This is a genomic window from Flavilitoribacter nigricans DSM 23189 = NBRC 102662 (assembly GCF_002646595.1).
Classification (GTDB): Bacteria; Bacteroidota; Bacteroidia; order Chitinophagales; family Saprospiraceae; genus Flavilitoribacter; species Flavilitoribacter nigricans.
Window position 1 is genome coordinate 113679 of record NZ_PDUD01000011.1, and the last position, 26053, is coordinate 139731.

Sequence of the window (26053 nt, forward strand, 5' to 3'; positions counted from 1 at the left end):
ATGATTGGATGGAGATATTCCGAGTTCGTCCCAGGTGACGAAACCGGATCAACTTTTGATAAATTACTTAAGATATTTCAGGAATTACTGGTCTACACCTCCGGTGATGTAAGCGAGGCATTGTCCTGGCTGACCCAACTGGATAAGGAATACGACCTGACGAACGATGAGTATGGGATGGCCGATTTTATCCAGGACCTCATCGATAAGGGGTATATCCAGCAGAAGGATTCGCGCGACCCGAATTTCGTGCCGTCGGCCAAGATGGAGATCGCGCTGCGCAAAAAAGCACTGGAGGATATCTTCGGTGACATCAAGAAGACCAAACGCGGCAATCACAATACACGCCACGGCGGCAAGGGGGATGAATTCACTTCGGACCTCCGTCCCTATGAATTTGGGGATCCGCTCGATAATCTGGCCATCTCCGAGACGCTGCGCAACGCGCAGATCAACCACGGGATCGACAATTTCCAACTGAGCCAGGACGATCTGGAGGTTTACGAGACCTACTATCAGAGTCAGACGAGCACCGTGCTGATGATCGATATTTCTCACTCCATGATCCTCTACGGGGAAGACCGGATCACACCGGCCAAAAAAGTGGCGATGGCCCTTTCGGAATTTATTACCACCCGCTATCCCAAGGACACCCTGGATATTCTCGTATTCGGTAACGACGCCTGGACGATCGATATCAAGGACCTTCCCTATCTGCAGGTCGGTCCCTACCACACCAACACGGTAGCCGGACTGGAACTGGCGATGGACCTGCTGCGCCGTCGGAAAAATCCGAACAAGCAGATCTTTATGATCACGGACGGGAAACCAACCTGTATCAAAAAAGGCAAGCGCTATTACAAGAACAGCTTTGGACTGGACCGCAAGATCCTGAACCGGACGCTGGCCCTGGCCGGTAGTTGCCGCAAGTTGCAGATCCCCATTACCACCTTTATGATCGCCCGCGATCCCTATCTGGTACAATTCGTGGATCAGTTCACCCGGGTGAACAACGGTAAAGCCTTCTACAGTAGCCTGCAGGGCCTCGGGGAGTTTATTTTCCGGGATTATAAAAATAATAAGAAGCGGGGACGCTAATCCACCGTCTTCCTGCCGCTGAACTACAATACAAAGCCCGGTATCAGCGTTTATAGCCCAGGAAAACAGTGTGATAAAATGAATTTAAAAAAGCTCCTTTTATATAGCTTCCTGCTGCTCGCCGCCCTGCCGGTATGTGCTCAGGAAGAAGCCGCTCTTCAGCCCCTCACGGAGAAGAGCGAGATGCAGTTGTTCGAAGACACTTTGGCCGTTTTGGGCTATGCTGTGGTCAATGATTCTTTGCCGGACAACCGTTTTCTGGCCTGCCGCGAGATGATCGTACGGCTCAAACAGGCGCTCAAAACGCCCGGCTCTTTTGATTATCCTTTCGAACGGCTGAAAAGCATTTCCATTCAATATCCGCAGGACAGCTCCTTCCGGATCTTTAGCTGGCAATTGTACGTCGACAAGGAAGAGTACCGCTATTTCGGTGCCATCCAGCTCAATACGCCGGAATTGAACCTGATCCCCCTGCAGGATCGTTCTTTCCAGATATCGGAAGATCCGGAAAAAGCGGTGCTGAAACCCGAAGAATGGTACGGGGCCGTCTACTACAACGTCAAACAGGTCGATACCCCGCAGGGCCCTTACTATCTGTTATTTGGGTTCGACGGCTATTCGTTTTACTACAAAAGGAAAGTGATCGATGTGCTGCGCATCCAGAACGGCCAGGCGACCTTCGGCGCTCCCGTTTTTTACCATCCCGCTACGCAGGATTCCCCCGAATTTGCCAAGGCCCGCATCGTTCGCGAATACTCCGCCGCGGCCACCGTTAAGGTGAATTACGATCCGACTTATGAGATCATTATGTTCGACCATCTGGTGCCCGGTGGCGGCCAGTACGGAGAGGGGATCACATATTATCCCGACGGTTCCTACGAAGGTTACAATCTGCAGAACGGACGCTGGCTCTACATCGAAAAAGTGTTTGACCAGATGTCGGCCGAAGCGCCGCGGGATTATCCGATCCTCGACCAGCGGGAAAAGAATATTTTCGGGAAGAAGGGAAAGAACCGCTAGGAAAAACCTTTCCGGTAACGATATCGCCTATCCGGGTGGGAAGAAGACCGGCCCGGAACCCCCCATTTATTTAAATTTGCTAATTTCGCCCTCGAATTGAACTGTTCTTCAGGAACGCCATTTAAACTGACATGGCTAAGAGAAAAAAGAAGGCGAAAGCGGGCGATGGTACGCGTCCCGGCGGGCAGCAGGCCGGTACCGAATCAGCAATCAAAAAAGACATTACCCAACTGGACAGCTCGAGTTTTCGGGTGTTCAGTGGATTAGTCGTTCTGTTCTTCCTGGCCGGCTTGCTGGCCATGAACGACACGACGAGCATCTGGCACGGTGCGGAAGCCTGGACGCTCTGGCAGTCCGTATCGGATCAGCCGAATAGCTGGCTGACGGCTTTCCTGCACGCGGCTTACGACGACGGACCCATCTCCGTATTTTATCTCCGTTTTTTCGGCATCTTCTTTTTCCTGCTTACCCTTGCGGGTACCTTCTTTATTGGTAAAAAACTTTTTGGAAAGAACACGATCTGGCTGGCCCTGCTGCTGGTGGGTGCTTCTCTGCTGGTGCCGAATATAGCCAAGCGGGCCACGGCGGATATTTACCTGTTCAGTGCCCAGGTACTGTTTGGTATGAGTACGCTGATCTATCTGAAAACTCCTTCCGATCCCTGGAAATTCCTGTGGTGGGCGGCACTCTGGGTATCCTTCATAATAGAACCGCTGGGCAGTTTGCTTTTTGCCATTCCTTTTCTCCTGGTGCTGATGCGCAGCCATTCGCAGGGTAAGATATTGCTCAACTGGCAGGTATGGCTGCCCGCTCTGGCTGGAGTATTGGTACTCACGGCGCTGCAACCGAGCCCCTGGTTCGATCCCGCCCTGTCGTTCGGCTGGTTGCGGTCCGGTTATCTGAAATACCTGAGCTGGCAGTTGATCGCTGTTTTACCTTTCATCGGATTCGCAATTGGAGGCATCCGGGATCTGTTCTATAAAGTAAAGCGGGGAGAGGAGTTTTCGCTGTTGCTCACCGCCTGGATCCTTTCGGCGCTCCTGTCCCAGTCACTGACCCTGAGTTGGGTGCTGGCGCTTCTGGCCGCCAAACAGATGCAACTGTTCTTCAATCCCAAATATCCCTTTGCGGCCTGGGTACGCGGCCCGGCCATTCTCCAACTGGTATTTGCTTTTTTCGTGATAGCGATGGGTATGATCTACGGCTTTTGGTCGTTCCGGGGCATCGGGTTCCGGTCCCTGCTGGCCGCCAGTGGTCTCTACTGGGGCATGTGCTTTTTGGGCGTGATCGGTCTGTACGGTTTTAATCACCGCTTGTTGATCGGCGGCCCGATCCTGGCCGGTGTACTGCTCACCATGCTGTCCTGGTTTCAGATCGGACCGATCCTGGAAAGTCAGCGGCACTGGTCGCCGGAAATAGTCAATATGGCGGAAAGCCGGCAGAGCGAAGACCAACCGGAAAGTTTGCAGTTGTATTACCGGCCCGGATTGGATCCCTTCCCGGGGATGGCGGTATACGGACAGGATCAGATGAGAAAGGTAGAGTTGCTGTCGACGGAAGCGGCCCTGCAATCCGCAATAAGCAGCCCGGCGGGAATTTTAGTACTGGAGCAAACTACCGCCGGGCAAATGAACATCCCCGCCAGCGCGGATACCTTATCCGGCTGGAATGATCAGTTGGAAGCAGTGCGTTATCAGCTTATTGTTCCTCAATAGTTTGTAGGCTTGTGCCGTATGCACTATGCATTTTGGTAGATAATATAGAGTAGCACCAATAAGACCGCGGTGGAAATAGCCACTACGGTGAAGAACTTTTTATTATCCCGCTTATCGAGTTGTTCTCTGCGCCGTCTTTTTTTAGACTTCCTTGCCATGTTTTTATTATTTAGAATTTAATACGGGGAAAGTACGATATTTCAAAATAAAAACATTGTAGCCCGCCGGAAAATTAGCGCAAAACTTCCTATAACGCTGGCTTTGAAGCAGTTCGTTTTTTGAGGAAGAGAGTTTTTTCGCGAATCCTGACCGGCAGATGATCCTCCGGTTTCCGGTGCACGGCCGGCAACTTCCGGATGCCGCTTCTAGCGATTGCCTTCCACCACCACATTCACCGGCTCTCCGGCCAGAAACGAGCGAATATTATTGGCCGATTCGTTCATCAGCCGTTGCCGTGCTTCGCGGCTGGCCCAGGCATTGTGGGGCGTGATCACGCAGTTTTTAACGCCGAATAAAAGATGGTCGGCCGGTGGTGGCTCCTGGGATAATACGTCCAACCCGGCTCCGGCGATGACCCGGTCTTCCAGAGCGGCTTTCAGATCGGGTTCGTTGATCAGACCGCCGCGACCGGTATTGATCAGGTAGGCGGTAGCTTTCATTTGTTGCAGGCGTTCCCGGTTGATCAGGCCGGCATTGTCTTCCGTCAGGGGGGCGTGCAAGGTCAAGAAATCACTCTCCTCAAAGAGTTCATCCAGATCGACGAAGCGCACCCAGGGCCGGGCATCCCGTTTGGGATGTTTGTGCTTGGAAATGACCTTCATCCCAAACGCATGACCGAGCTTACCCACATGCTGGCCGATCTGACCGAAACCGTAAATACCCAGCGTTTTGCCGGCCAGTTCGGTGATGGGGGAGAGGGTATAGGCGAAGTCCTCCTTAGCGGACCAGCCACCGGCGAGTACGTCTTCGTGGTGGGCCGCTACCTGATTGAGAAAGTGCAGCATCAGGGCAAAAACGTGTTGGGCAACTGCCGTCGTACCGTAACCGCTAACGTTGCAAACGGTGATCCCCAGTTCTTTGGCGGCTTCGGTGTCGATATTATTGTAACCCGTGGCGGTCACACTGATGCAGCGCAGCTCGGGTAAACCGGACAAGGTTTCGCGGGACAATTTCTGCTTATTGGCGAGCAGGATCTGTGCGTTTTTGGCACGGGGGATCACTTCTTCGGGTTTTGACCGGTCATAGACCGTGAGCCGTCCCAGGGCTTCCAGCTTTTCCCAGCTCAGGTCTCCGGGATTAAGGGTGTAACCATCTAAAACAACTATATTGGGCTTTTCCATTTTTTAGCTTTGGTGTTGGCAAGGCTGGAAATATAGAGACTTGATTTAAAATAAAAAAATGCAAAACCTGCTTAACGATTGGAAAATTATCCTGCTCGCTTGCTTAACTTTGGGATTGGCCCCCTTTACTCCCGAACCCCACCTATGGGGCAAACTGCGGTGGTTGTGGGGCGGAGCAGTAGGGATGCAGCCCATGGATTGGTTCGATCTGTTGCTGCACGGACTCCCCTGGCTGCTGCTGATCCGGTTGTTGATCGTAAAAATTGTGAATAAAAAACCAGCTAAACGATAAGCAAGATGGCAAAAAAGTACATTGGATTACACGAGTTATACGCCAAAGATCCCGAACTGGCCGACCGCTTACTGTGGGGCCGCCAATCCCATTCCAATTCCCGGCGTGGCTTCCTGCAAAGATCGGCACTTTTGGCCATGGGGGCTGTTTTAGGGGGCAATATGGTCTACGGTCGCAATTTCCCGGCCGGTATGATCCCCGCCGGTCTGGCCAATAGCTCCGAGGCATTTGCCCTGCCGGGCAAACATCCGGATCTGGTGGTGTTGAACGATCGCCCGGTCAATGCCGAGACGCCGGCCCATCTGCTGGACGATAAGGTGACGCCCGCTGATCTCCTGTTCGTACGCAATAACGGTTTGCCGCCCCAGGTGGAAGGCATTGATCCTAATACCTGGACCCTGACTATCGAAGGCGAATCCGCCCGTACATCCAAATCTTATACCCTGGCCGATCTGAAGTCCCGTTTCCGGGAATACACCTACCATCTTACCCTGGAATGCGGCGGCAACGGTCGCAGCGAATTCAACCCACCGGCCAAAGGCAACCAGTGGACGGTCGGTGCGGTAGGCTGTGCCGCCTGGACGGGCGTACGCCTCCGCGATGTGCTCGAAGATGTAGGCGTGGGGTCCGATGCGGTGTACATCGGTTATTACGGCAAAGACAGCCACCTCAGCGGTGATCCGGAAAAGGACCCGATCTCTCGTGGCGTGCCGATCTCCAAGGCCATGCAGAATGAATCTCTGATCGCCTGGGCGATCAACGGGGAAGCTATACCGGTACTTAATGGTTATCCCTTGCGACTGGTATTCGGAGGCTGGCCGGCTTCTACTTCCGGAAAATGGCTCAGCCGGATCGTCATCCGCAATAAGGTACACGATGGTGAAAAAATGACCGGGCAATCCTACCGCGTTCCCTGCAAACCGGTTGCCCCGGGTGTCTCGGTTGCCGACGAGGATATGTGCATTATCGAGAACATGCCGGTTAAATCCCTGATCACCTTCCCCCAGAGCGGGGCCACCATCCGTAAGGGACAGGCACTGCCCCTTCGCGGACACGCCTGGGCGGGTGAATTATCGATACAGAAAGTGGAATATTCCATTGATTTCGGCTCTACCTGGCGCACCTGCAAACTGGAAGGCCCCGTTAATAAAATGGCCTGGCAACACTGGAGCGCTACGGTGAGTGATTTTCCGGAAACGGGCTATTACGAGGTCTGGGCTCGCGCTACGGACAGTAACGGGATCGCCCAGCCGATGGTGCTGCCCGGCTGGAATCCGCGCGGTTATCTAAACAATGCCTGCCACCGGATCGCTGTGAAAGTGGTGAAATGATTCCTGATCATTGGGAAGGAACCGGTCCCAGGATCCTTCCCAATTTTCAAACCTCCTTCCTAAAAATCCATCCGCATCCGATCCAGATTAATCCGGATACCGCCACCCAGGTATTGGGTACGGAGATCCAGCGGATCCTGTTCGCTATTCTTATTGCGGTAGAAATAATTCAGGTCCAGATAGATATTGTGGGCCAGACGGTAACTGATATCCAGGCCAAATATTAGCGTTTGGGTGCTGATCCCCTGGCCGATCTCATTGCCGTATTCCGCAGTAGTCCGGGTGTTACTGGGCAGCAACAGATTACTGCCAAAATTAGAGTTCTCATCGTCCTCGCCGTAATTGGCGCTGATCAGCCGGGCTTCCCATTCAAAACGTTTCAGGAACTGATGCCGGAGCAGCAGTACCCATTCGCGGAAATTGGCGCCGAGCGGATGGGCGAGCTGCTGATTGTAATGTACGTAGTTGGCTAAAGCTTCGTTGTGCGTGTAGGTGAACGGCAAAACGCTGTTGTATTCGATCTGGGCATCCAGATGGTCGATCCCCAGAGCATTGATGTATTTCAGACCGAGTTGCGTGCCGACCTTATTTCCCCACCAACCCTGATTGTCGAGGACGAGTTCTTCGAATTTAAATTCATCAAATACCAGTTGGCCGTAGAGTTGGAAGCGTTTCCAGAGATTCAGTTTGGAGGTCAGGCCGATCATTACGTTGTCCGGACTGCCCAGTCCCTGTTCGAGCGTGCGGTAGAACATAACGGGGAGCAGGTAATGAAATTCAAAGCGATTCTCCCGGCTAAAAGTGACGGCTTCGAACAGACCGACATTGAAATTGCGGGTAATATTGTAACTCAGAAAGTGTGCCGCCATGTATTTCTTGGGTAACAGCCGGTCGCCCGCCACCGTTCGGGGCGTACCCTGGGTCAGCTCGGTAAACAGGTTCTGGTAGTGAAAGCGGCCCACCTGCCAGTTCAGTTTCAGGTACAGATAGTTATTGGCAAAATCAGAAAGCAGGAGCGAACGGTAGCCATCTCCGATGAAGTTGCGTCCGTAGCCGAATTGCAGTCCGACGTGGGGCGTAAAATTGAACCCGACGTAGCCCTGGCCGTTCAGGAAATCATATCCGCGGTCGATATCGAATACGACGGATCGATAGCTTTTCAGGAAACCCTGTCCGGGCAGCGCCCGGTATTTGTCGACATAATTATTGACGTAATTGGGGAATCGCGCCTGGGTTTCCAGGATGTCGAAACTGAAATAGATGCGGTCATCCACACCACCGCGCACGGCTACTCCCCGGCGGTTCAAAAAGATCGGCTGGGGATCATTCTGGGCATTGGCCAGACTGAAGTGGAACAGGGGATTGACCCGGAGATGAAAGTACTTTTCGTTGACCTCAAAGAGATTCGCCGGGCTGCGATAAAAATACTTGAGGATGGGTTTTCTGCTGAGGGTATAGTGGCTGTCTTCGTAGCTGGCCTCCACCTGAGTGAGTCCCTCCTGGTTGCTGATGGGTTCCCGTTGTCCGCCGATGCGGGTGGGGAAGGGAGCGGCGGCCAGCCATTCGTTATTATCCCGGAAAATATAGAACAGGTCGTAGCGATTGCTGAGTCCCAGCGCGATCTGGGCGGTATCCACGGCATTGGCGTAAGCGGTTACCTGACGCCGGGTGTAGGGCTTGAGAGTAGAGTGGAAGCTGGATTCTACCCCGGTGGTGATCTCCAGACGGTCGAGGATGTGGTAAGCGCGGTTTCCCAGGGGGAGAATACTGCTCTGTCCTGTAATGGTAAAGCACAGCGAAAACGCCAATAAAGAAAGGATAATATGTTTCATAAGGATTGTTTGGGCAAAGGTACAAATTAGGTTTGAACCAGTTTTTGGAAAACATTATCTTACAGAGCAGCTTTTTGTCCTTCGGAATTCCAAAAGGCCACTACCAAATAACTTACCATGAAACCTGGCCGCTTACTTCATTTGTTCGCTTGTATGCTGATCACCGCCTGCACTCCCGGACTGCCGGAAGCAGTGGAGGAGGCCTACGGTCAATTGCCGGAAAAGATAGATTTTAACTTTCACGTGCGGCCGATTCTATCCGACAATTGCTACGCCTGCCACGGTCCGGATGCAAAAGCACGAAAAGCGGATCTGCGACTCGATCTGGAAGAAACGGCTTTTGCCGCCCTGAAAAACGGACCGGGTTACGCCCTGGTTGCCGGGCATCCGCTGCAGAGCGATGCCATTCGCCGGATCCTGACCGACGATCCGGAAACCGTCATGCCGCCGCCGGAATCCAATATGCAGCTTACCCCGCTTCAGCAGGCTACTCTTGTCAAATGGCTGGAGCAGGGTGGCGAATGGAAACCGCACTGGTCGTTCATCCCACCCGAAAAGGCGCCGCTTCCGTCAGTAGAGCATGCGGACCGGGTGCAAAACCCGATCGATCATTTCGTGTTGGCGGAACTGGAGCGCGCCGGCCGTTCTTTTTCGGAAAGAGCATCCCGGGAGTCGCTCATCCGGCGGGTTAGTCTGGACCTTACCGGCCTGCCGCCCCGCCCGTCCGAAGTCGACGCTTTCCTGCAGGACAATGCTCCCGGTGCTTTCGAAAGGGTGGTTGACCGTTTGCTGGCCTCGTCCAAGTTCGGCGAACGCTGGGCCTGGGACTGGATGGATGCCGCCCGCTACGCCGATACCAACGGCTTTCAGGGCGATCCCGAGCGGAAGATGTGGCCCTGGCGCGATTGGGTGATCCGGGCTTTCAACGAAAATATGCCCTACGATCAGTTTACCGTTGAGCAACTGGCCGGCGACCTGCTGCCCGATGCCACTACGGAGCAGATCCTGGCTACGGCCTTTAACCGCAATCACATGTACAACGGCGAGGGCGGACGCATACCGGAAGAGACCCGGGTGGAAAACGTATTTGACCGGGTGGAGACCACGGGAGCCGTCTGGCTCGGACTTACCCTCAACTGTTCGCGTTGTCATGATCACAAATTTGATCCGATCACTCAGAAAGAATACTACCAGTTTTTTGATTATTTCAATCAGACTTCCGAAGAAGGCCTGAACGGCGGCGGACGGATACCTCCGGTTCTGGACCTGAGCCCCCCGGCGGATCGCGCTAAAGTGGAAGCCTTACAGGCCTTTGTAGAGCAGCTTGGCGATGAGGTCACTACCTACGAATCGGAAATATTCCCCCGGGAAACGGGGCCGGCCTCGGAATCTCCGGCGGCGGCCGATCTCAACGGGGATAATGTATACGCCCTGAGCTATCCGCCGGTGAAACGCAGCACCTACTACCTGGGCCTATTGATCGGCCACTACCGGGATCGGGATCCGAAATACACCGAAATGCTAACGGAACTCCGGACGGCGATGAACGATAAAAACCGGCAGTCGGCTCAGAACCTTCAGGTAATGGTCATGGACGAGCTACCGGAAGCACGGCCTACCTTTGTGCTCCAACGCGGCAGCTACGATCAACCCCTGGAAGCGGTCCGGCGCGATGTGCCGGAAGTATTGCCGGCTCTGCCCGACGAGCGTACTTTTGACCGTCTGGAACTGGCCCGCTGGCTGGTGGATGATAAAAACCCACTGACGGCCCGGGTGACCGTCAATCGGTTCTGGCAGACCTTTTTCGGTCAGGGTTTGGTAAAAACGCCCGAAGATTTCGGTGCCCAGGGTGCGAAACCTTCCCACCCGGCTTTGCTCGACTGGCTGGCCGTTCAATTCCGCGAAAGCGGCTGGGATATCAAAGCGCTGTGTAAGCTCATGGTGATGAGCGCTACCTACCAGCAGACCTCCAAAGTAGATCCGGAGTTGCTGGAATTTGATCCGAATAATGAGTTGCTGGGCCGCGGGCCACGATACCGCTTGCCGTCCTGGATGCTGCGCGATCAGGCGCTTTTCCTGAGTGGCCTCCTGCGGGATTCTATCGGCGGGCCTCCGGTAAAACCCTATCAGCCGGAGGGGATCTGGGCCGAAGCGACTTTTGGGCAGAAGCGTTACCAGCGGGATAGTGGCGCGGACCTCTACCGGCGGACGCTTTATACCTTCTGGCGCCGGATCGTTGGTCCGACCATGCTGTTTGATAATTCCGCCCGACAGGTTTGTGCGGTAAAACCGTTGCTGACCAACTCCCCGCAGCACGCCCTGACCACGCTTAACGAAGTAGCTTATGTGGAAGCCGCCCGGGTAATGGCGGAGCGTGTGCTGGCTGAACAGGAACGAGGCGCAGACCCGCTTGAATACGCTTTCCGACTGGCCACTTCCCGCTACCCGCGAGCGGCGGAAAAAAAGATCCTGCTGGACCGTCTCCACCAATTCCGGCAGGCTTTTATCGATGATCCGGAAGCCGCCGGTGAATTAATGACTGTGGGCGAATATCGTTCCGAGACCCCACCGGCTTCAGTGGACCAGGCAGCCTTCGCGGCCCTTTGTTTAATGATCCTGAACCTGGACGAAACCCTCAACAAACAATGAACCCATTTTTCGAACACCGGGCCGGACTTACCCGGCGTCATTTTTTTCGCAGATCCGCACTGGGTATCGGCAGTTTTGCGCTCGGTTCCCTCCTGAACCCTTCGCTGTTTGCGCGCAACGGCATGGTCGATCCCGAACTCCCGCACTTTGCACCCCGCGCCAAACGGGTCATTTATCTTTTTCAGAACGGTGCCCCTTCCCACGTGGATCTGTTCGATTATAAACCGAAACTGCGGGCCTGGCACGGCCGTCAGATCCCGGACGAATTGATCAACGGCAAAAGGTTCAGTACCATGACGGGCAAGCAGGTGAACCGGCCCGTGCTTTCCGAGATCACCCAATTTGCGCAGCACGGCCAGAGCGGGGCCTGGGTATCGGATTTTCTGCCCCATATCGCGTCCATTTCGGATGAGCTTTGCTTTGTGAAGTCGATGTATACCGAGCAGGTCAACCACGCGCCGGCCATCACCTATTTTCTGACCGGTTCGGAAATGCCGGGCCGTCCCAGTATGGGAGCCTGGCTGACCTACGGCCTGGGCAGTAGTTCGGACAATCTGCCGGCTTTCGTGGTGATGACTTCCCGGGATAAGGAACGCAGCTGTGGGCAGATTTTCTACGACTATTACTGGGGCAGTGGTTTTTTGCCTACTAAATTTCAGGGCGTCAAATTCCGGGGTGGAGGGGATCCGATCTTGTACCTGAGTAATCCTCCGGGCATGAGCCGGAAAATGCGGCGGGATCTGCTCGATGGACTGGAGCAAATGAACGAGATCAACCTGCAGGAGTACGGAGACCCGGAGATCAATACCCGGATCGCTCAGTACGAAATGGCCTATAAGATGCAGATGAGTGTACCCGAGCTGACCGATTTTTCGGGTGAGCCGCAGTACATTTTGGATATGTACGGGCCGGATGTATTGAAAAAGGGAAGCTATGCCTACAATTGCCTGATGGCCCGTCGACTGGTTGAGCGGGGTGTCCGTTTCGTTCAATGCATGCACGCCGGCTGGGATCAGCACAAAAACCTGAACCATCAGCTGAAGATCCAGTGCCAGGATACCGATGCCCCTACCGCCGCACTGATCAAAGACCTGAAACAAAGAGGATTGCTGGAAGATACCCTGGTCATCTGGGGCGGGGAATTCGGCCGCACGCCTTTCCTCCAGGGGCGTATCGAGGAGTTTGACGTATGGGGCCGGGATCACCATCCCTACGTGTTTACGATCTTTATGGCGGGAGCCGGGGTGAAACCGGGCATGAGTTACGGTTCCTCTGATGAATTCGGCTTCAATCCGGCCGAAAATAAAGTACACGTTCACGATTTTCAGGCAACGGTCATGCATCTGCTCGGTATTGACCACGAACGCTTTACCTTCAAACACCAGGGGCGTCACTATCGCCTGACCGACGTACACGGTCATCTGGTAAAGGGAATCCTGGCGTAAAATATTTTTCGGTACTACCACGGGCAATACGGCCGCCAGCAATACTTTTGAGCTTCCCATAGCGGGGAATAGACATTTCCTAAAGGGAAAAATTAGTCCGCTTGTGTGCTTTTTTTGGCAAAAAGTGCAGAGAATTGGTAAATTTAGTGTTCAAAGAACCTTCCGATCCGAATCTGAACCTGTACAACCTCCCTCTCTTATTGTCTTATGGTTACCCCGTTAACCAAAACAAATTTATAAATATGAAGGTCCGTTTATGGGTAAACTTATCGATTCATTTAACTTAAATTCTCTGGATTCCATCATCTTTGATCATGCTCCCGGGCCAATCCTGGTTTTGGATAAACACCAGCGTATCGTAAAGGCCAACCGATATACGGTGGAAGAATTGGGGTATACCCAAGAAGAGCTGATGTGTATGCGCTTACCCGATATTGAGGGTTTTTCGGAAACGTGGCTGCACGAAACACCGGATGCCCGTATTGAGAGACCCCTGGAGCTGCAACCCGAAGTGCTGTGTAAAAGGAAAGATGAAAGCAGGCTCTGGCTTTCTATCAGTAAAAATGTTGTACAAAGAGGCAACAGTCACTTTTACATATTATACTGCCGGAATATCAGCCGGCAAAAGCAGGATGAAAAGATCATCCGGGAAAATGAAGCCCAGTTGCAGGTCGCTACGAAGATCGCCAAACTGGGATATTGGGAATACGATAACTCCAGTGATACCCTGCGGCTTAACGATCAGTTCTTTAGGATATTTAAAACATCAATTGAAGAAGTCGGTAGTTATGAAATGAACCTGGAGCGGTATACCGAATTGTTCCTTCCGCCCGAAGAACTCGAGCTGATATCCCGGGAAACGGAACGGGGGTACCGGGATCCATCAACCAAATATCACCGCTATCTGGAGCACCAGGCTAATTATTGGGATGGAACACCAGCCTGGATGGGCGTGCACTTCATTATGGTGAAGGACGAGGAAGGTACGGACTTTAAGACCATTGGCGTTACTCAGGACATTACGGAGCGTAAAAAAACGGAACGTATGCTCCGTCAGAATGAGATTAGCCTAGACAAGGCATTCAAGATAGCTGCGATCGGGCCATGTAGTTACGATTTTGTAAATGATCGGATATTGTGGACATCCCGGGCCTTGCATGTAATCGGGCTTTCGGAGGATGAAGCTCCAACCGATCGGAAAAGTTTTCTGGAAATGGTTCATTCGGATGACCTGTCCGGGGCTCTGAAAGCTTACGAAAAGATCGCAGAATCTCCGAGGATCGATATCGAACTCCGAACGGTCATTAAAGGCCAGGTTAAATACTTTAGATTCAAATCCAATCTGGAGTTTGACGAGGAGGGAAGGCCAGTTCAGGCCATCGGGATTATCCAGGACATTACCGAGCGTAAACTGGCAGAAGCAGAACTGGAAAAGTACCGGGATCACCTGGAGCAACTGGTGCAGGAACGGACCCGGCAACTGGAATCGATCAACAAAGACCTGGAGGCATTCGCTTATTCCATCTCCCATGACCTGAGAGCCCCCATTCGGCATATCAACGGATTTACGAACCTATTGAACAGGCAGATCCAAACGGACAATGTCGACACCAGAAACTATCTGGAACTCATTATCGCCGCTTCCCGGAGAATGGGCGATATGATCGATGCGCTACTCAACTTTTCCAGGCTGGGCCGGCAGGAATTGATCAAATCCGAGATTGACCTCAATACGCTCGTCCGGGAAGTGATCCGGAACTTTGAGCCGGATTTCAAACATCGTTCCATTGAGTGGAAGTTGAGTACACTGCCGACAGTATCCGGCGATCAGGGGCTCCTGAAGATCGCTTTTGAGAATCTCATCTCCAATGCGATCAAATATACCCAGCCCCGGCGGGAAGCGGTCATTGAGATCGGACAACCCACCGATCATTGCAATGGCATTTTTGTCAGAGACAATGGCGTGGGATTTGACGGCGGGTACGACAACAAGCTTTTTGGCGTCTTCCAGCGCCTGCACAGAGACGAGGATTTTGATGGCACCGGCATCGGCCTGGCCAACGTCCAGCAGATCATCAAAAAACACGGATGGTCCATTCGGGCCGAAGGAGAGGTCGGCCGCGGGGCTACTTTCTACATCAAAATGTGAAAAGCGGGAAACCCGCGGAATTGCTGTTCGCTTCGGCTTCCCGCTTTTCGGGTTAGAGGGCGTATCCTTATACCTCAACGAGTTTCCACCGGCCCCGTTTGAACAGGATCAGACAGAGTACAGACATAATGGTCTCGGCCATCACCACGGCCCAGCAGACGCCGGCCAGTCCCCAGTCAAACTGTACCGCCAGGATATAACCCAGGGGGATCTCGATCAGCCAGAAACAAATGAAATTGATCAGGGTAGGGGTGCGGGTATCTCCGGCGCCATTAAATGCCTGACTGAAGATCATACCGTATCCAAAAAAGATATAGCCCAGACCGAAGATCTGCAAACTCGTCACGCCCGGTTCGAGAACGGCCGGGTTGCTATCGAAAGCCATGATCAGTTGTTCGCTGAAAAAGAAGTACAGGAGTCCGAAAAAAGCGAGGAGCGCGGCGGTAAAGTGAGCCGATCGCCAGACCGAAGTCTCGGCCCGTTCCGGCTTTTTGGCGCCCAGGTTTTGTCCCACCAGGGTGGCCGCGGCATTGCTCAGTCCCCAGGCCGGAAGCAGGGTGAAAATGACGAGTCGGATGGCAATTGTATATCCGGCTACTGCTTCACTGCCGAATTTGGCAATGATCCGCATCAGGAAGATCCAACTGGCGGAAGCAATGATGTACTGCCCCGCACCCGTAGCGGCGATCCGGCCCAGTCGGCGGATCATATTCCAGTCGAGCCCCCATTCGTTGAACAACAGCCGGACCCGGCTTCGCCCTCCAAACAGAATAAATAGCTGGTAACTGACACCAATACTCCGGCCGATGGTCGTGGCCACTGCCGCCCCCTGTACCCCCATTTCGGGGAAAGGACCGATACCGAAAATAAACAGCGGATCGAGCACGATGTTGATTAGGTTGGCGATCCAGAGGGCCCGCATCGCATGGGCCGCATCACCGGCCCCGCGGAAGATCCCGTTCAGCAGGAACAGCAGCATGATTACTACGTTGCTACCGAACATGATCCGGGTATAGCCCACTCCGGTAGCGATCAGTTCTTCGCTGCCGCCCATCATGCGGAGAATGTCATCGGCAAAGATCAGTCCGGGAATGCCCAGCGCCATTGAGACGAAAATGGCCAGATAAATGGCCTGCTTGGCCGCCCGGGATGCACTGGCGTCGTCCTTTTCGCCTACAAAACGGGCGATCATAGCCATCGGGGCCGTACTGATACCGATGGCCACGGCGTAGACCAGCGTGATCACCGATTCGGTTAGTCCAACGGTTGCCATGGCGTCGGCGCTGACCTGGGCCACAAAAAAAGCGTCGACCAGGGCAAACAGCGATTCCATAGCCATTTCCAGTATCATGGGAATGGAAAGCAGGACGATCGCTTTGTTGATACTGCCGGAAGTGTACTCTTGTTCATCCCCCCGGAGGGCGATCAGTATGGTTTTCCAAATTTTTTTTAACACGGTCTTATTTTTAAGTCAGGTGACAATGATCCCCTTCAGGATGGAACCTGGTGTAGCGGAGATCATTTTACAGGGGCATTGGATCGAAAGGATCGAAATGCAGCAAAACTGTGTTCAATTACCAAGTGGATCCCGGAAAAGTTCCGCAAGTGAAAAATTTTGTGGTCCTTTTGGTAAGAATGGTACGAAATTAATTGCTCCGGGAAAAGGACGTTATTAACAGGCTTTACTATTTTCGGCCTAAGAACACCTTATTGCCCCGGAAATGCGATCCTGAAGCAGGGTATTTAGAGCTAATTGTTCATTAACCTATCTCATTAATTCTGGAAAAAACGCTTATGTCTCACTACTTACGCCTCTGCACCTTTTTGGTCCCTTTCTTCTTTTCCGGTTTGCTTATTACCCCGGCTTTTGCCCAGCCGGCGGCCAAAAAGCAATTGGAGATCGAAGACCTGACCCAATGGAATAACATTACTTCCAACCGCATCTCGGCCGACGGCCGCTGGGTGGTGTATACCCTCGATTCGGAGGACGGCGATCCCACGACCATTGTTTACGACGGGCAGAAAAACGAGGACCATACCTTCGAAAGAGCGGATGATTTTCAGATCAGTTACGATGGCCAGTTCGTGGCTTTCCTGATCCACCCGGCGGAAGATACCGTCAAAGATATGCGACGCCGGAAGGTAGATAAAAATGCCTTGCCGGGGGATACCCTGGCTATCCTCAGTCTTACCGATCAGCAACTGACCAGGATACCGGAGGTAAAGAACTTCAAAATGCCCGAAAAGTGGGACGGCTGGATCGCCTATCTGACCGTGGAGAGTATGCCGGCGGATACCAGCGAGGCCAAACGTCCAAAAAAAGCTAAAAAGAAAAATTACGAACGCCTGGTGATCCGCAACCTGAAAAGCGGCCGGGAAACTATTGTCGATAAAGTAGAATCCTACGAGCTGGCCGAGAAGGGCAGCGCCATTGCCTGGGTTACGGAAGGGCAGGACTCCACTGTAGCGCCGGGCGTATACCGGCTGGATCCGAATGCCGGTAAAATTCAGCCCGTTTACAATGGCAAGGGAAAGTTTAAAAACCTGACCTTTGATGAAATGGGGAGCCAACTGGCCTTCGTCGGCGACCTGGATACCACCAAAGTCCGGGTACGGCCCTTCGGTCTTTTCCACTACGGCCCCGGTAAAACTACGGCTGATCTGGTACTGGAATCCGGAACCGGGATCATGGAATCCGGCTGGACGGTGAGTGAACACGCCCGACTGCGTTTTTCCGAAAATGGTGGAAAGCTGTTCTTCGGGCTGGCTCCGCCGCCTATTCTGCCGGATACCTCCCTGCTGGAAGAAGAGATCCCGCAGGTTGAGGTATGGTCTACCGGTGATGGAAGGCTGTACACCCAACAGGAGGTGCAGTTGAATCGGGATAAGCGGCAGGCCTATACCGCCGTGCTGGATACCCGCAGCGGCCAGCTGGCGAAACTGGGAAGCCTGGAAATACCCGATGTGGATGTCGGAGATGAAGGCAATGCCGCCGTCGCCCTGGGTAGCTCCGACCTGCCTTACGAGAAAATGGTTTCCTGGGTAGGCGATACCTACTACGACCTCTACCGCATCGATGTCAATACCGGCCGGCAGCGCAAACTGGACCTGGTGGCCAAGGGGAATCCCAATGTATCGCCCCGGGCAAAATATTTTTACTGGTACAGTGATCCCGATTCAGTCTGGATGGCCTATTCGCTGGCGGATGATCGCCTGCGGCAGATCACTTCCTCCGAGGTATCCATCTTTTACGATGAGCTCAACGACCGGCCGATGCACCCCTCTTCTTACCGACTGGCCGGGTGGCTGGCCGACGATGCGGCCGTTCTGCTTTACGATCGTTACGATATCTGGCAAATCGATCCGAGCGGCAGCCGGGCGCCCAAACGACTGACGCGTGGCCGGGAAAACGGGATCAGTTACCGCTACGTGCGCCTGGATCCGGAGCAACGGTTCATCGAACCGAATGCGAAGATCCTGCTTTACCAGTTTGACGATGCGACCAAAGAGTCCGGTTACGCCTGGATGGATCTGGCGAGTGGCAAACTGGACGTCATCCAGCAGGGTGCCTATTCTCTGGACCGCCGTCCGCTAAAGGCGGAAAAGGCCGAAAAATACGTTTACACCAAGGAAGATTTCCGAACCTTTCCGGATCTGATCTACGGTTCCGGATTGAAAGACGGCCGTACCATCAGCAACGCCAATCCGCAACAGTCCGAATTCAGCTGGGGTAATGTAGAACTGTACGAATGGACTTCATTGGATGGAGAAGTGCTGCAGGGACTGCTGGTTAAACCCGATAACTTCGATCCGAATAAAGAGTACCCGCTCATCGTCAATTTTTACGAACGAAGCAGCGACGGTCTGTACAGTCACCGGGCTCCGCAGGCGCATCGCTCCACCATCAATTACAGTTACTACGTCAGTCGGGGTTATGTGATCTTCAATCCGGATATTCCCTACCGGATCGGCTATCCCGGCGAAAGCTGTTACAACGCCGTGATCCCGGGCGTGACCAGCCTGATCGATGAAGGTTTTATCGACCGGGACCGCATTGGGGTGCAGGGCCACAGCTGGGGCGGTTATCAGATCGCTTATCTGGTGACCAAAACGGATCTGTTCCGCTGCGCAGAAGCCGGCGCGCCGGTGGTGAACATGATCTCGGCTTACGGCGGTATTCGCTGGGGAAGCGGCATGAGCCGGATGTTCCAGTACGAACACACCCAGAGCCGGATCGGTGGAACGCTCTGGGAATATCCGCTGCGCTACCTGGAGAATTCTCCCATCTTTTCGGTAGATAAGATCAATACGCCGGTCCTGATCATGCACAACGATGAAGACGGCGCGGTGCCCTGGTACCAGGGAATCGAGTTCTTTACCGCAATGCGCCGGCTGGATAAAAAAGCCTGGATGCTGAACTATAACGGTGAGCCGCACTGGCCGCTGAAACTGGCAAATCGCAAAGATTTTCAAAAGCGCATGTCCCAGTATTTTGATTACTATCTCCTGGACGGACCGTTGCCGAGCTGGATGGAGCGCGGGGTTCCGGCCATTGAGAAAGGGATCTTACAGGGATACTAATGATATTTCCGGGCTCGGAGAACAGCTGAACGGCGGTTCTCCGGTCCCGTACCCTTTAAAACCACACTATGGATTATCTTTTTTTTGTGTTAATGGGAGTGGTGGCCCTGCCCATTGTGTTTACCTTTCTCTTCATCTGGCTCTACAACCGGAACCGGGCCAGGAAATCGGCGGAAACCCAGAACCTGATCCAGGACCGGGAAATACTGAGATTTATCGGTAGCCAGCCCGATGGATTGATCTCCATTGATCAACTGGTGGAGCACTCGAAAATGACCCGCTCCCAGGCCCGGGTGCGACTCAATCTGCTGCGGGAATTCGGTGTGCTGGAGCCGCACTACGCTGCCGGGTTTCGGGCCTACTATTCGCTGGCGGGACCGCTGGACGAGCGGCCGGCGCCCAAATTGTCGCCCGAGCCTTTTCTCACCGTGGAAGATATGCTCACCTTGTTCAAACATTTCGATTTTCGGATCACACCGCAGCAACTGATCATGTCCACCGGGCTGCCGGTAACGATCCTCAGAAGAGAGATGAAGTATTTTCAAAAGCAGGGGATCCTGCAATCCCTTACGCCGTACGGGCAGATCGGAACTGCCGAAAGCCGGAGTTATGTATTGATGGAGCCCTATCGCTCTAATCCTGAGCGGTTTCTGGATCAGCGACTGGATCTGGACAGACAGATGGAAAGCATATTAAGGAAAGAAGATCTGGTTTGATAACTGTAAATTTTAACAGCAAGCGCCCCGCGTGCTTAGGCCCTGATTTTCAACTGATAAAAAGTCACTTGGCGAATTTTAACATATCTTCCGGCAATAATAAGAACCCTTCCGGGCGTTATTAGTGCACATTCACATCTACATTTTTGTTATAGGACCGATACAGTTATTTAGATACAAAGAAGGATTTTTTTCGGTTTATACTCTTCCCACAAAGATCTGATTACCCCTGATTATTTTTTTTCGTAAACACGAGTTGATAACACGCTACGCCTCAATTTAACGGTATTGATCACAGTTACAGGACCGGTTTGGGTAGAACCCGAACGCGGTTAGATGTTCCGTCATGCCCACCGGTGTAGCATTATCAGCAGCAAAAGCATTTTATCCAAAAACTATCATTATGATGCGTTATTTCAAATTGTTTAGCCTGGTTTTCGGGCTAATGTCCCTTATGGTTTTTAGTAGTTGTGATGAATCCAGCCTGGACGATCCTTCGAATGGCCGGGCTCAACTAGAGGTTCGGCTTATTGACGGGCCGGCCGACTACGATGCGGTTCTCGTTGATATCATCGATGTGCAGATCAAGTACGCCGATGGCGAATGGACGAGTCTGGATATGGTGAATCCCGATACCTACGATCTGCTGAAACTCACCGCCGGTGTGGATGCCCTGCTGGGCGAAACGGAGCTGCCTGCCGGTGAACTGCAGGAGATCCGCCTGATCCTGGGCGACGGCAACTTCCTGGAGATCGACGGCGAGATGATCGATCTGGACACGCCCAGTGCCCAACAGAGTGGCCTGAAAGTGAAAGTGGAAGAACCCCTGGAAGAAGGGGTGAGTTACACCCTGGTACTGGATTGGGAAGCCGGTCCGAGTATCGTGGAGGCCGGTGCCTCCGGCAAGTATATCCTCAAACCCGTGATCCGGGCCAGTCTGATGGAAACGGATGTACAGGAAGGTGCTGAGATCGCCGGTATTCTGACTCCGGCCGAAGCATTCTACCTCGAACTGATCCCGGAAATGGGAGACCCGCTGACCACCTACGCTAACGAAGAGACCGGTGCATTCCTGTTCACGGGCCTCGAACCGGGTACTTATAGCCTGGAGATCAACGGACCGAGCATGACTTCCTACGAGCAGAAGATTATTACCGATATCGTAGTGGAAGAAGGAGGAATGGTCGATCTCGGAGAGATTGAAATGAATCCGTAAGGTTTTCCGGACCAGGAGTTCGGGAAAACGGCCGAAGTTACCTGCTTTCGACGTCGTTTTCGGGACTCCTGGTTTTAAATACTGTAATCCTCAACACCATAATTGCCTTTCCTCAATCAAGTAAATTGATAGAGTATTGTCTTCTTTGCAGGCATGCAGTTTTGAGAAACGACCGCTTGTATACTTTCCGGGGGGATGTAAACAACCGCCGATGATCGATTGACTATTCGGGGCCGGATCAGTTCTGCTTTTTCAGCCTCGCAGCAATCAACTATCTTCCGCATAACTACAACGGTCTACGCGGTTACCACGCAACGGTCGTTTTGAAATACAAATGCACTGTTTGTCCACTACCGGCAATTTATGTTGAATTGACCAGTAGGCGGGGAGAAAGGGAGAAAGGTGTAAACCCGGTACAAAAACATATTGGTTTACACTGGGATCCCGGTCTTCCCGCTAACCATTTTAGAAGTACCTAGCCGGCTTCTTTGAGCGAAGCGGTGCACAAGAAATAAGAGCCTACCGCCCGAGCTTATTTTCAAACCACTGCTGCACGACCAGTTCCGCCGGCTTGCCGCTCGGCGTAAAACTCACCGGATTGCGTTCCTGATAATCTAGATAGCTGGGCCACTTCCAGATGAACAGCCCGTTCACCCATTTTTTATCCTCAATTCCTTCAAACAGTACCTCGTAACACACCCGCTGACATTCCGGATCGTAGGGGCGTCCGTCCGCTTCGGCGTGGGGATTTTTCCAGGTATGCGCCACGCTGCGAAAGCCAACTTCCGTAAAGACCAGCGGTTTGTTGAATTTCCGACTCACCTTTTCGGCTTTTTCCAGTATATCGGAGAAGTTGCGTCTGAGCTCGTTCTTACTCGGCTGATCGTCCTTACTGAGCGGATAATAGCAATTGAGGCCGATAAAATCCAGCTCATTCCAGAAGGCGAGTTGTTCAAACTCTTCACCCCAGTTGGCGGCGTAGGTGAGGGGCCCGGAGTAGAGTCCGCGAATTTTTCGGATCAATTCCCGCCAGGCTTCCGGATGGCTCAGGGTAGCTTTCGAAAACTCCACGCCGAGGCAGAACGCATCGAATTTCCGCATTTCGGCCATCAGGGCATAGTGCCGGATCCAGCGGTGGTAGTAATCAAAAAATGCGGTCCATTCGGCTTCGCTTTGCATGTTGACGTCGCCGGGCCAGCTACCGGATACCCAGAGCTGGGGTTTGAGCAAGGTGTACATGCCCAGGGCCTGCGCCTGCGCGTGGGAATAAATAACGGACTCATCGTTCTCGCCACCGGCGCCGTGGTGCACCCCCAGAAAAGCGGCCCGTTGGGGATCTCGCTGAAATCCATAGGGCACGATGGCGATGGCGTTGGTACCCAGTTGACTGAGTTTTTCCAGAGATTGCTGGGCCAGTGCGGAACCGTAGCCATTGTAGATCTGGTAACCTTCGTGCGCAAAATTGAAACCCCGGTAATAGGGGAGTCCGGATGCGGTGGAAGCAGCGGCCGGGGCCGGCATTGCCGCCAGGTACTGGTGCCATTTTTTTGCCAGTTCCCGGACCTGTTCGGTAGCTAATTCATCCCATTGACCATATTGTTCCAGGACCTTTTCCCGTCCCCAGTCTTTCACCAGGAAGCTAATTAGTGAGCCGGCCGTAGCGGTCATGACCAGCGGAGACTCCCGTTCAAATCGCTCGTCGTTGAGCAGTTCTTCCAGGTCCGGCAGGTTATCGGAATGATACAGGCGGGCGGCCCAGTGATCGGCCCCTTTCTCCTGCCAGTGCTCATTGAAAAAAGCCGCGAGCCCTTCTCTTAAAAAGGGTTTGGATGCCGGCCCCAGCAGATCGTGCAGAATCAGTTTGATGTCCTGATGCGTATGCTGACCCAAAAAGGTTTCATTGATAACCACGTGGATCTCCCGGTGCTCCTGCACCAGATGTCCTTCCTCGGTATTCATCAGCCTCAGCCCTTTCTCTTCGATGGTCGGGTAGATGTAATAATCGATCACCGGTACTTTTCGGCTACTGCCGGTAAAGGCGCGGAGTTCTTCCAGTTGCGCTTCACAGGCGGCAGCCAGATTTTCGATATAGGTTTTGCCCAGCCCGGAGAGGTCGTGAAAGCGAAAGTGCTCGGAATTGAAATTGACCACTTCCCGGCGGGTAAAATCAAAGTGGTTATCCGGTTCGAAAGTCCAGTCGCGATCCCGAAAATTACCCCGGACCAGGACATCGGTGCCGTCGTAGATCTCATACCCCCAGCTGCGCCAGAATATGTTGCTCCAGTCCTCGCCTTCCTGCGTAGAAAGCTGGGCGAGGATCGCATCCGAACTGTTGCCACCGATCAGAAAAACGGGCGTGCGGCTATTGGGGTTGGGATAGAGAAAAAGCCGGTAGGAATCGGTGTCCTGATCGTAAGTCTCCTCGTGAAAACGAAAATGATCCGCGGCTTCTTCAAAGGGCAACTGCTCCAGTAATTGCAGAATGTCCGATTGTTGAAATTCACGCCCCAGCAGTACCAGGGGGCTGTTCCGGAGGTCTTCGGCGGAAATGGCGTCCTCCGATTGGGTGGTTACCTTCCAGTCTTTAGGAAAGGCACCCGCCAGCTTTTCCGCTATCTCCCGGTAGGGATTCGGTTGGCCGGTTTGGAAAGTAGGGAATACGATATGGAGTTCTTTCGATTGCCGCATACTCCAGGCGAGGTCTCTGCGGCTGACGCGATCGTCAGTTTCTCCGGTAGTTTGCAAAGAAGTGTCCGGGGCATCAGATTCATATTGGCACACAAAAGCGCCAAATAATGCCCACATACACAGTACAGTCAGGTAGCGGTAGGTCATCATGCTTCAATTTGGGTGTTGGTAGGTACCAAAGTTAAGCTTTTTTATTTCCGGATCTGACTGGTCTGCCGGTTACCATCTGAAATTACGTATTCAGCATCGGTTTTATCTTTCCCGACAATTGTACCAACGAATTTCTGGTCAGTTATCCAATATTTTTGCCTTGACTAAACTTCTTTATGATGCTCTGTTTAGTTGCGTGTTGCGGAGGGTTAAATGACACCCAACGGCCCTGTAAACTGCCGCTTTTATGCCGATTATTTCTGCTTAGCGTTTTTTGAATTTCTTTCTGGTTTTATCATATTCCAGTTCAATTGACACGAAGTTGTTCGCGATGATTGACCAATCATCAGGGGGTATGTTGACTTCGTTGGTAGGAATATAATCGCAAACCCTCAGTGTGCTTATCAAATCAGTACCTCTTTGTGGGAGTAAGTAGACTATATCGTAAATTTCCGATAACACTTCATCAATTGTAGCACTTGGGCCCAGATAGCTCTTCTGAAGAGCTGGCAAATATTTGTTCAGGACAGAAAGCACACTGGTATCTTTTAAAAACGCTCTGATACTTAAATCAGGAAGGATATCTTCGGACATGAGCATCCGCATACTATCCCTTGATTTCGGTATTTCATAGAAATGAGTTTCATAATTATAGCAGACGAAATCATAGCTGGTTATGGAAATTCCAAGCGTTCTGGAACCGTCCTGATTATGGAATATCGCAGCTTGTCTGAGAATGGTTTTGTCGCCTGCTCCTAAAGATGCATATGCTTCATAATACCCGTTCCTGAGGTCAATGATGGTATCCGTAGATGTGGCCTCTCCTTCCACGTATTCGCCAAACAACTCATCTTTTAATGTTAGTGCTTCGAGTATGTTTTGAGAAAAACCTGGCGTATGGATCGAAAACAGAAGGATCAAAAAGATTGAAGTTTTCATATGCTGGGTGATAATGGTGGTGCATACGACGGCCTGACCGGATGCATTTAGTTCATGCAGTTAATTTATTTGTACTCGAAGCTTCCTCCCCAAGCCAGCTTCCACAATTTTTTTCAACGTCAGCATCTCTATATCTGACTTATTGTTTTCGATCCTTGAGATGTAATGCTTACTGGTTCCACTTCTTTCGGCTAATTCCTGTTGGGTCAAACCCTCCTCTTTCCTGGCTTGTTTGATCATCAGTCCAATTATAAGGCTCCTCTCTTTATCTAGCTTGCTATTTTGGTATAGTACGATTGGATCAAGATCATAGTGATAAAAAACTTGTTCTCCGTTTTCATCCTCGGAATAGAAGCCAATATTAGGCCAGCCTACTGTGTTTTCAATTATTTCAATCTGCTTAAATGTATTATAGTCTTCCAGCAACTCCAATGCAGGATCATTTCCCTTTATTTTAAATACATTCTCAAAGAGGTCTTTGAAATCAATAATTCTCGATTCCCCATTATTGAATAGACACGAGACCAGGTAGCCATCAATATTATTGATCTTCAATATTCTTGGTATACTTCTTAAACCTTTCATCTTTTACGAATTTGGGTTGAATTCAGTCCATTTCTTCATTAAGAATTCTTGATTGGAACCTGCCCAGTCCAATACTTTCTTCATTTGGCTTTTGGGCAGTTTTCCTGCATATACTTTAAGACTCCTAATTTCAATCAGCACTTCATATTCATTATAAATAGCATGAAAGTGTGGGGGAAGATGGTCATTAAAGTACATCAAGATCTTAATTGAGTCTATTATCTTAATTGTTGGCATTTTGGGGTGTTTTGATAACGCTCAAAAATAAGAAAAGTTGACTATTTAGTCAACTTTTCTTATTCCCATT

Annotated in this window: 19 protein-coding genes; 11 read left to right on the top strand and 8 right to left on the bottom strand. The window is 52.2% G+C overall.

Features of this window, described 5'->3' with window-relative positions; translation table 11 throughout:
• The 3 genes from CRP01_RS07785 to CRP01_RS07795 all read left to right on the top strand — a co-directional run bounded on the left by CRP01_RS07785 (window position 1) and on the right by CRP01_RS07795 (window position 3833).
• Entirely contained in the window at window positions 1-1098 is a 1098-nt protein-coding gene (locus tag CRP01_RS07785; protein ID WP_099149460.1) for a vWA domain-containing protein, read from the top strand.
• Between the two features lie 78 nt (window positions 1099-1176).
• A complete protein-coding gene (locus CRP01_RS07790) occupies window positions 1177-2118 on the top strand; it encodes a hypothetical protein (RefSeq protein WP_099149461.1) in 942 nt (313 codons plus the stop codon).
• Between the two features lie 131 nt (window positions 2119-2249).
• Window positions 2250-3833 (top strand): ArnT family glycosyltransferase, encoded by a 1584-nt coding sequence (locus tag CRP01_RS07795; RefSeq protein WP_099149462.1) that lies wholly within the window; start codon window positions 2250-2252, stop codon window positions 3831-3833.
• A 23-nt stretch (window positions 3834-3856) separates the two neighbouring features.
• On the opposite strand, the gene CRP01_RS43135 is transcribed toward CRP01_RS07795, so the two are convergent.
• Both CRP01_RS43135 and CRP01_RS07800 read right to left on the bottom strand, forming a co-directional pair.
• Window positions 3857-3991 carry a hypothetical protein gene (locus CRP01_RS43135; protein WP_262510313.1) on the bottom strand — a complete coding sequence of 45 codons (135 nt, stop codon included), beginning with the start codon at window positions 3989-3991 and terminating at the stop codon, window positions 3857-3859.
• 207 nt (window positions 3992-4198) lie between these two features.
• Window positions 4199-5173 carry a D-2-hydroxyacid dehydrogenase gene (locus CRP01_RS07800; protein WP_099149463.1) on the bottom strand — a complete coding sequence of 325 codons (975 nt, stop codon included), beginning with the start codon at window positions 5171-5173 and terminating at the stop codon, window positions 4199-4201.
• 58 nt (window positions 5174-5231) lie between these two features.
• Between CRP01_RS07800 and CRP01_RS07805 the strand changes: the two genes are divergently transcribed.
• Together CRP01_RS07805 and CRP01_RS07810 are read left to right on the top strand one after the other, a co-directional pair.
• Complete coding sequence (locus CRP01_RS07805) at window positions 5232-5465, top strand: hypothetical protein (protein ID WP_099149464.1); 234 nt, start codon at window positions 5232-5234, stop codon at window positions 5463-5465.
• 5 nt (window positions 5466-5470) lie between these two features.
• Window positions 5471-6796: a sulfite oxidase gene (locus CRP01_RS07810; protein ID WP_099149465.1), complete on the top strand. Its 1326-nt coding sequence runs from the start codon at window positions 5471-5473 to the stop codon at window positions 6794-6796.
• Window positions 6797-6855: 59 nt separating this feature from the next.
• On the opposite strand, the gene CRP01_RS07815 is transcribed toward CRP01_RS07810, so the two are convergent.
• Entirely contained in the window at window positions 6856-8628 is a 1773-nt protein-coding gene (locus CRP01_RS07815) for a hypothetical protein (RefSeq protein ID WP_099149466.1), read from the bottom strand.
• Window positions 8629-8745: 117 nt separating this feature from the next.
• Here CRP01_RS07815 and CRP01_RS07820 point away from each other — a divergent pair, with 117 nt between their 5' ends.
• The 3 genes from CRP01_RS07820 (at window position 8746) to CRP01_RS07830 (ending at window position 14871) form a co-directional block, all read left to right on the top strand.
• A complete protein-coding gene (locus tag CRP01_RS07820; protein ID WP_099149467.1) occupies window positions 8746-11277 on the top strand; it encodes a PSD1 and planctomycete cytochrome C domain-containing protein in 2532 nt (843 codons plus the stop codon).
• A complete protein-coding gene (locus CRP01_RS07825; protein WP_099149468.1) occupies window positions 11274-12722 on the top strand; it encodes a DUF1501 domain-containing protein in 1449 nt (482 codons plus the stop codon). Before CRP01_RS07820 ends, CRP01_RS07825 begins: the two co-directional genes overlap by 4 nt.
• 256 nt (window positions 12723-12978) lie before the next feature.
• Window positions 12979-14871 carry a PAS domain-containing sensor histidine kinase gene (locus CRP01_RS07830; protein ID WP_099149469.1) on the top strand — a complete coding sequence of 631 codons (1893 nt, stop codon included), beginning with the start codon at window positions 12979-12981 and terminating at the stop codon, window positions 14869-14871.
• A gap of 67 nt (window positions 14872-14938) precedes the next feature.
• On the opposite strand, the gene CRP01_RS07835 is transcribed toward CRP01_RS07830, so the two are convergent.
• Complete coding sequence (locus tag CRP01_RS07835) at window positions 14939-16327, bottom strand: MATE family efflux transporter (protein WP_185154553.1); 1389 nt, start codon at window positions 16325-16327, stop codon at window positions 14939-14941.
• A 338-nt stretch (window positions 16328-16665) separates the two neighbouring features.
• Between CRP01_RS07835 and CRP01_RS07840 the strand changes: the two genes are divergently transcribed.
• The 3 genes from CRP01_RS07840 to CRP01_RS07850 all read left to right on the top strand — a co-directional run bounded on the left by CRP01_RS07840 (window position 16666) and on the right by CRP01_RS07850 (window position 21384).
• Window positions 16666-19452, top strand: a complete 2787-nt coding sequence (locus CRP01_RS07840) for a S9 family peptidase (RefSeq protein WP_099149470.1) — start codon at window positions 16666-16668, stop codon at window positions 19450-19452.
• Window positions 19453-19520: 68 nt separating this feature from the next.
• Window positions 19521-20168, top strand: a complete 648-nt coding sequence (locus tag CRP01_RS07845) for a hypothetical protein (protein ID WP_099149471.1) — start codon at window positions 19521-19523, stop codon at window positions 20166-20168.
• Between the two features lie 403 nt (window positions 20169-20571).
• Window positions 20572-21384 carry a DUF4382 domain-containing protein gene (locus CRP01_RS07850; RefSeq protein WP_170110274.1) on the top strand — a complete coding sequence of 271 codons (813 nt, stop codon included), beginning with the start codon at window positions 20572-20574 and terminating at the stop codon, window positions 21382-21384.
• Window positions 21385-21903: 519 nt separating this feature from the next.
• On the opposite strand, the gene CRP01_RS07855 is transcribed toward CRP01_RS07850, so the two are convergent.
• From CRP01_RS07855 to CRP01_RS07870, 4 genes are all read right to left on the bottom strand, one after another.
• Window positions 21904-24222, bottom strand: a complete 2319-nt coding sequence (locus CRP01_RS07855) for a glycoside hydrolase family 113 (protein ID WP_143473310.1) — start codon at window positions 24220-24222, stop codon at window positions 21904-21906.
• Window positions 24223-24486: 264 nt separating this feature from the next.
• Window positions 24487-25161 (bottom strand): hypothetical protein, encoded by a 675-nt coding sequence (locus CRP01_RS07860; protein ID WP_143473311.1) that lies wholly within the window; start codon window positions 25159-25161, stop codon window positions 24487-24489.
• Between the two features lie 60 nt (window positions 25162-25221).
• A complete protein-coding gene (locus CRP01_RS42815) occupies window positions 25222-25746 on the bottom strand; it encodes a helix-turn-helix domain-containing protein (protein WP_222845673.1) in 525 nt (174 codons plus the stop codon).
• A gap of 3 nt (window positions 25747-25749) precedes the next feature.
• Window positions 25750-25983, bottom strand: coding sequence for a DUF4160 domain-containing protein (locus tag CRP01_RS07870; RefSeq protein ID WP_099149475.1), 234 nt, complete (start codon window positions 25981-25983; stop codon window positions 25750-25752).
• Between the last annotated feature and the right edge of the window lie 70 nt (window positions 25984-26053).

Bases quoted from the DNA above. Each gene is read 5' to 3' on its own strand.
- CRP01_RS07785 (WP_099149460.1), top strand. From the start codon at position 1: ATGATTGGATGGAGATATTCCGAGTTCGTCCCAGGTGACGAAACCGGA.
- CRP01_RS07790 (WP_099149461.1), top strand. From the start codon at position 1,177: ATGAATTTAAAAAAGCTCCTTTTATATAGCTTCCTGCTGCTCGCCGCC.
- CRP01_RS07795 (WP_099149462.1), top strand. From the start codon at position 2,250: ATGGCTAAGAGAAAAAAGAAGGCGAAAGCGGGCGATGGTACGCGTCCC.
- CRP01_RS43135 (WP_262510313.1), bottom strand. From the start codon at position 3,991: ATGGCAAGGAAGTCTAAAAAAAGACGGCGCAGAGAACAACTCGATAAG.
- CRP01_RS07800 (WP_099149463.1), bottom strand. From the start codon at position 5,173: ATGGAAAAGCCCAATATAGTTGTTTTAGATGGTTACACCCTTAATCCC.
- CRP01_RS07805 (WP_099149464.1), top strand. From the start codon at position 5,232: ATGCAAAACCTGCTTAACGATTGGAAAATTATCCTGCTCGCTTGCTTA.
- CRP01_RS07810 (WP_099149465.1), top strand. From the start codon at position 5,471: ATGGCAAAAAAGTACATTGGATTACACGAGTTATACGCCAAAGATCCC.
- CRP01_RS07815 (WP_099149466.1), bottom strand. From the start codon at position 8,628: ATGAAACATATTATCCTTTCTTTATTGGCGTTTTCGCTGTGCTTTACC.
- CRP01_RS07820 (WP_099149467.1), top strand. From the start codon at position 8,746: ATGAAACCTGGCCGCTTACTTCATTTGTTCGCTTGTATGCTGATCACC.
- CRP01_RS07825 (WP_099149468.1), top strand. From the start codon at position 11,274: ATGAACCCATTTTTCGAACACCGGGCCGGACTTACCCGGCGTCATTTT.
- CRP01_RS07830 (WP_099149469.1), top strand. From the start codon at position 12,979: ATGGGTAAACTTATCGATTCATTTAACTTAAATTCTCTGGATTCCATC.
- CRP01_RS07840 (WP_099149470.1), top strand. From the start codon at position 16,666: ATGTCTCACTACTTACGCCTCTGCACCTTTTTGGTCCCTTTCTTCTTT.
- CRP01_RS07845 (WP_099149471.1), top strand. From the start codon at position 19,521: ATGGATTATCTTTTTTTTGTGTTAATGGGAGTGGTGGCCCTGCCCATT.
- CRP01_RS07850 (WP_170110274.1), top strand. From the start codon at position 20,572: ATGATGCGTTATTTCAAATTGTTTAGCCTGGTTTTCGGGCTAATGTCC.
- CRP01_RS07855 (WP_143473310.1), bottom strand. From the start codon at position 24,222: ATGATGACCTACCGCTACCTGACTGTACTGTGTATGTGGGCATTATTT.
- CRP01_RS07860 (WP_143473311.1), bottom strand. From the start codon at position 25,161: ATGAAAACTTCAATCTTTTTGATCCTTCTGTTTTCGATCCATACGCCA.
- CRP01_RS42815 (WP_222845673.1), bottom strand. From the start codon at position 25,746: ATGAAAGGTTTAAGAAGTATACCAAGAATATTGAAGATCAATAATATT.
- CRP01_RS07870 (WP_099149475.1), bottom strand. From the start codon at position 25,983: ATGCCAACAATTAAGATAATAGACTCAATTAAGATCTTGATGTACTTT.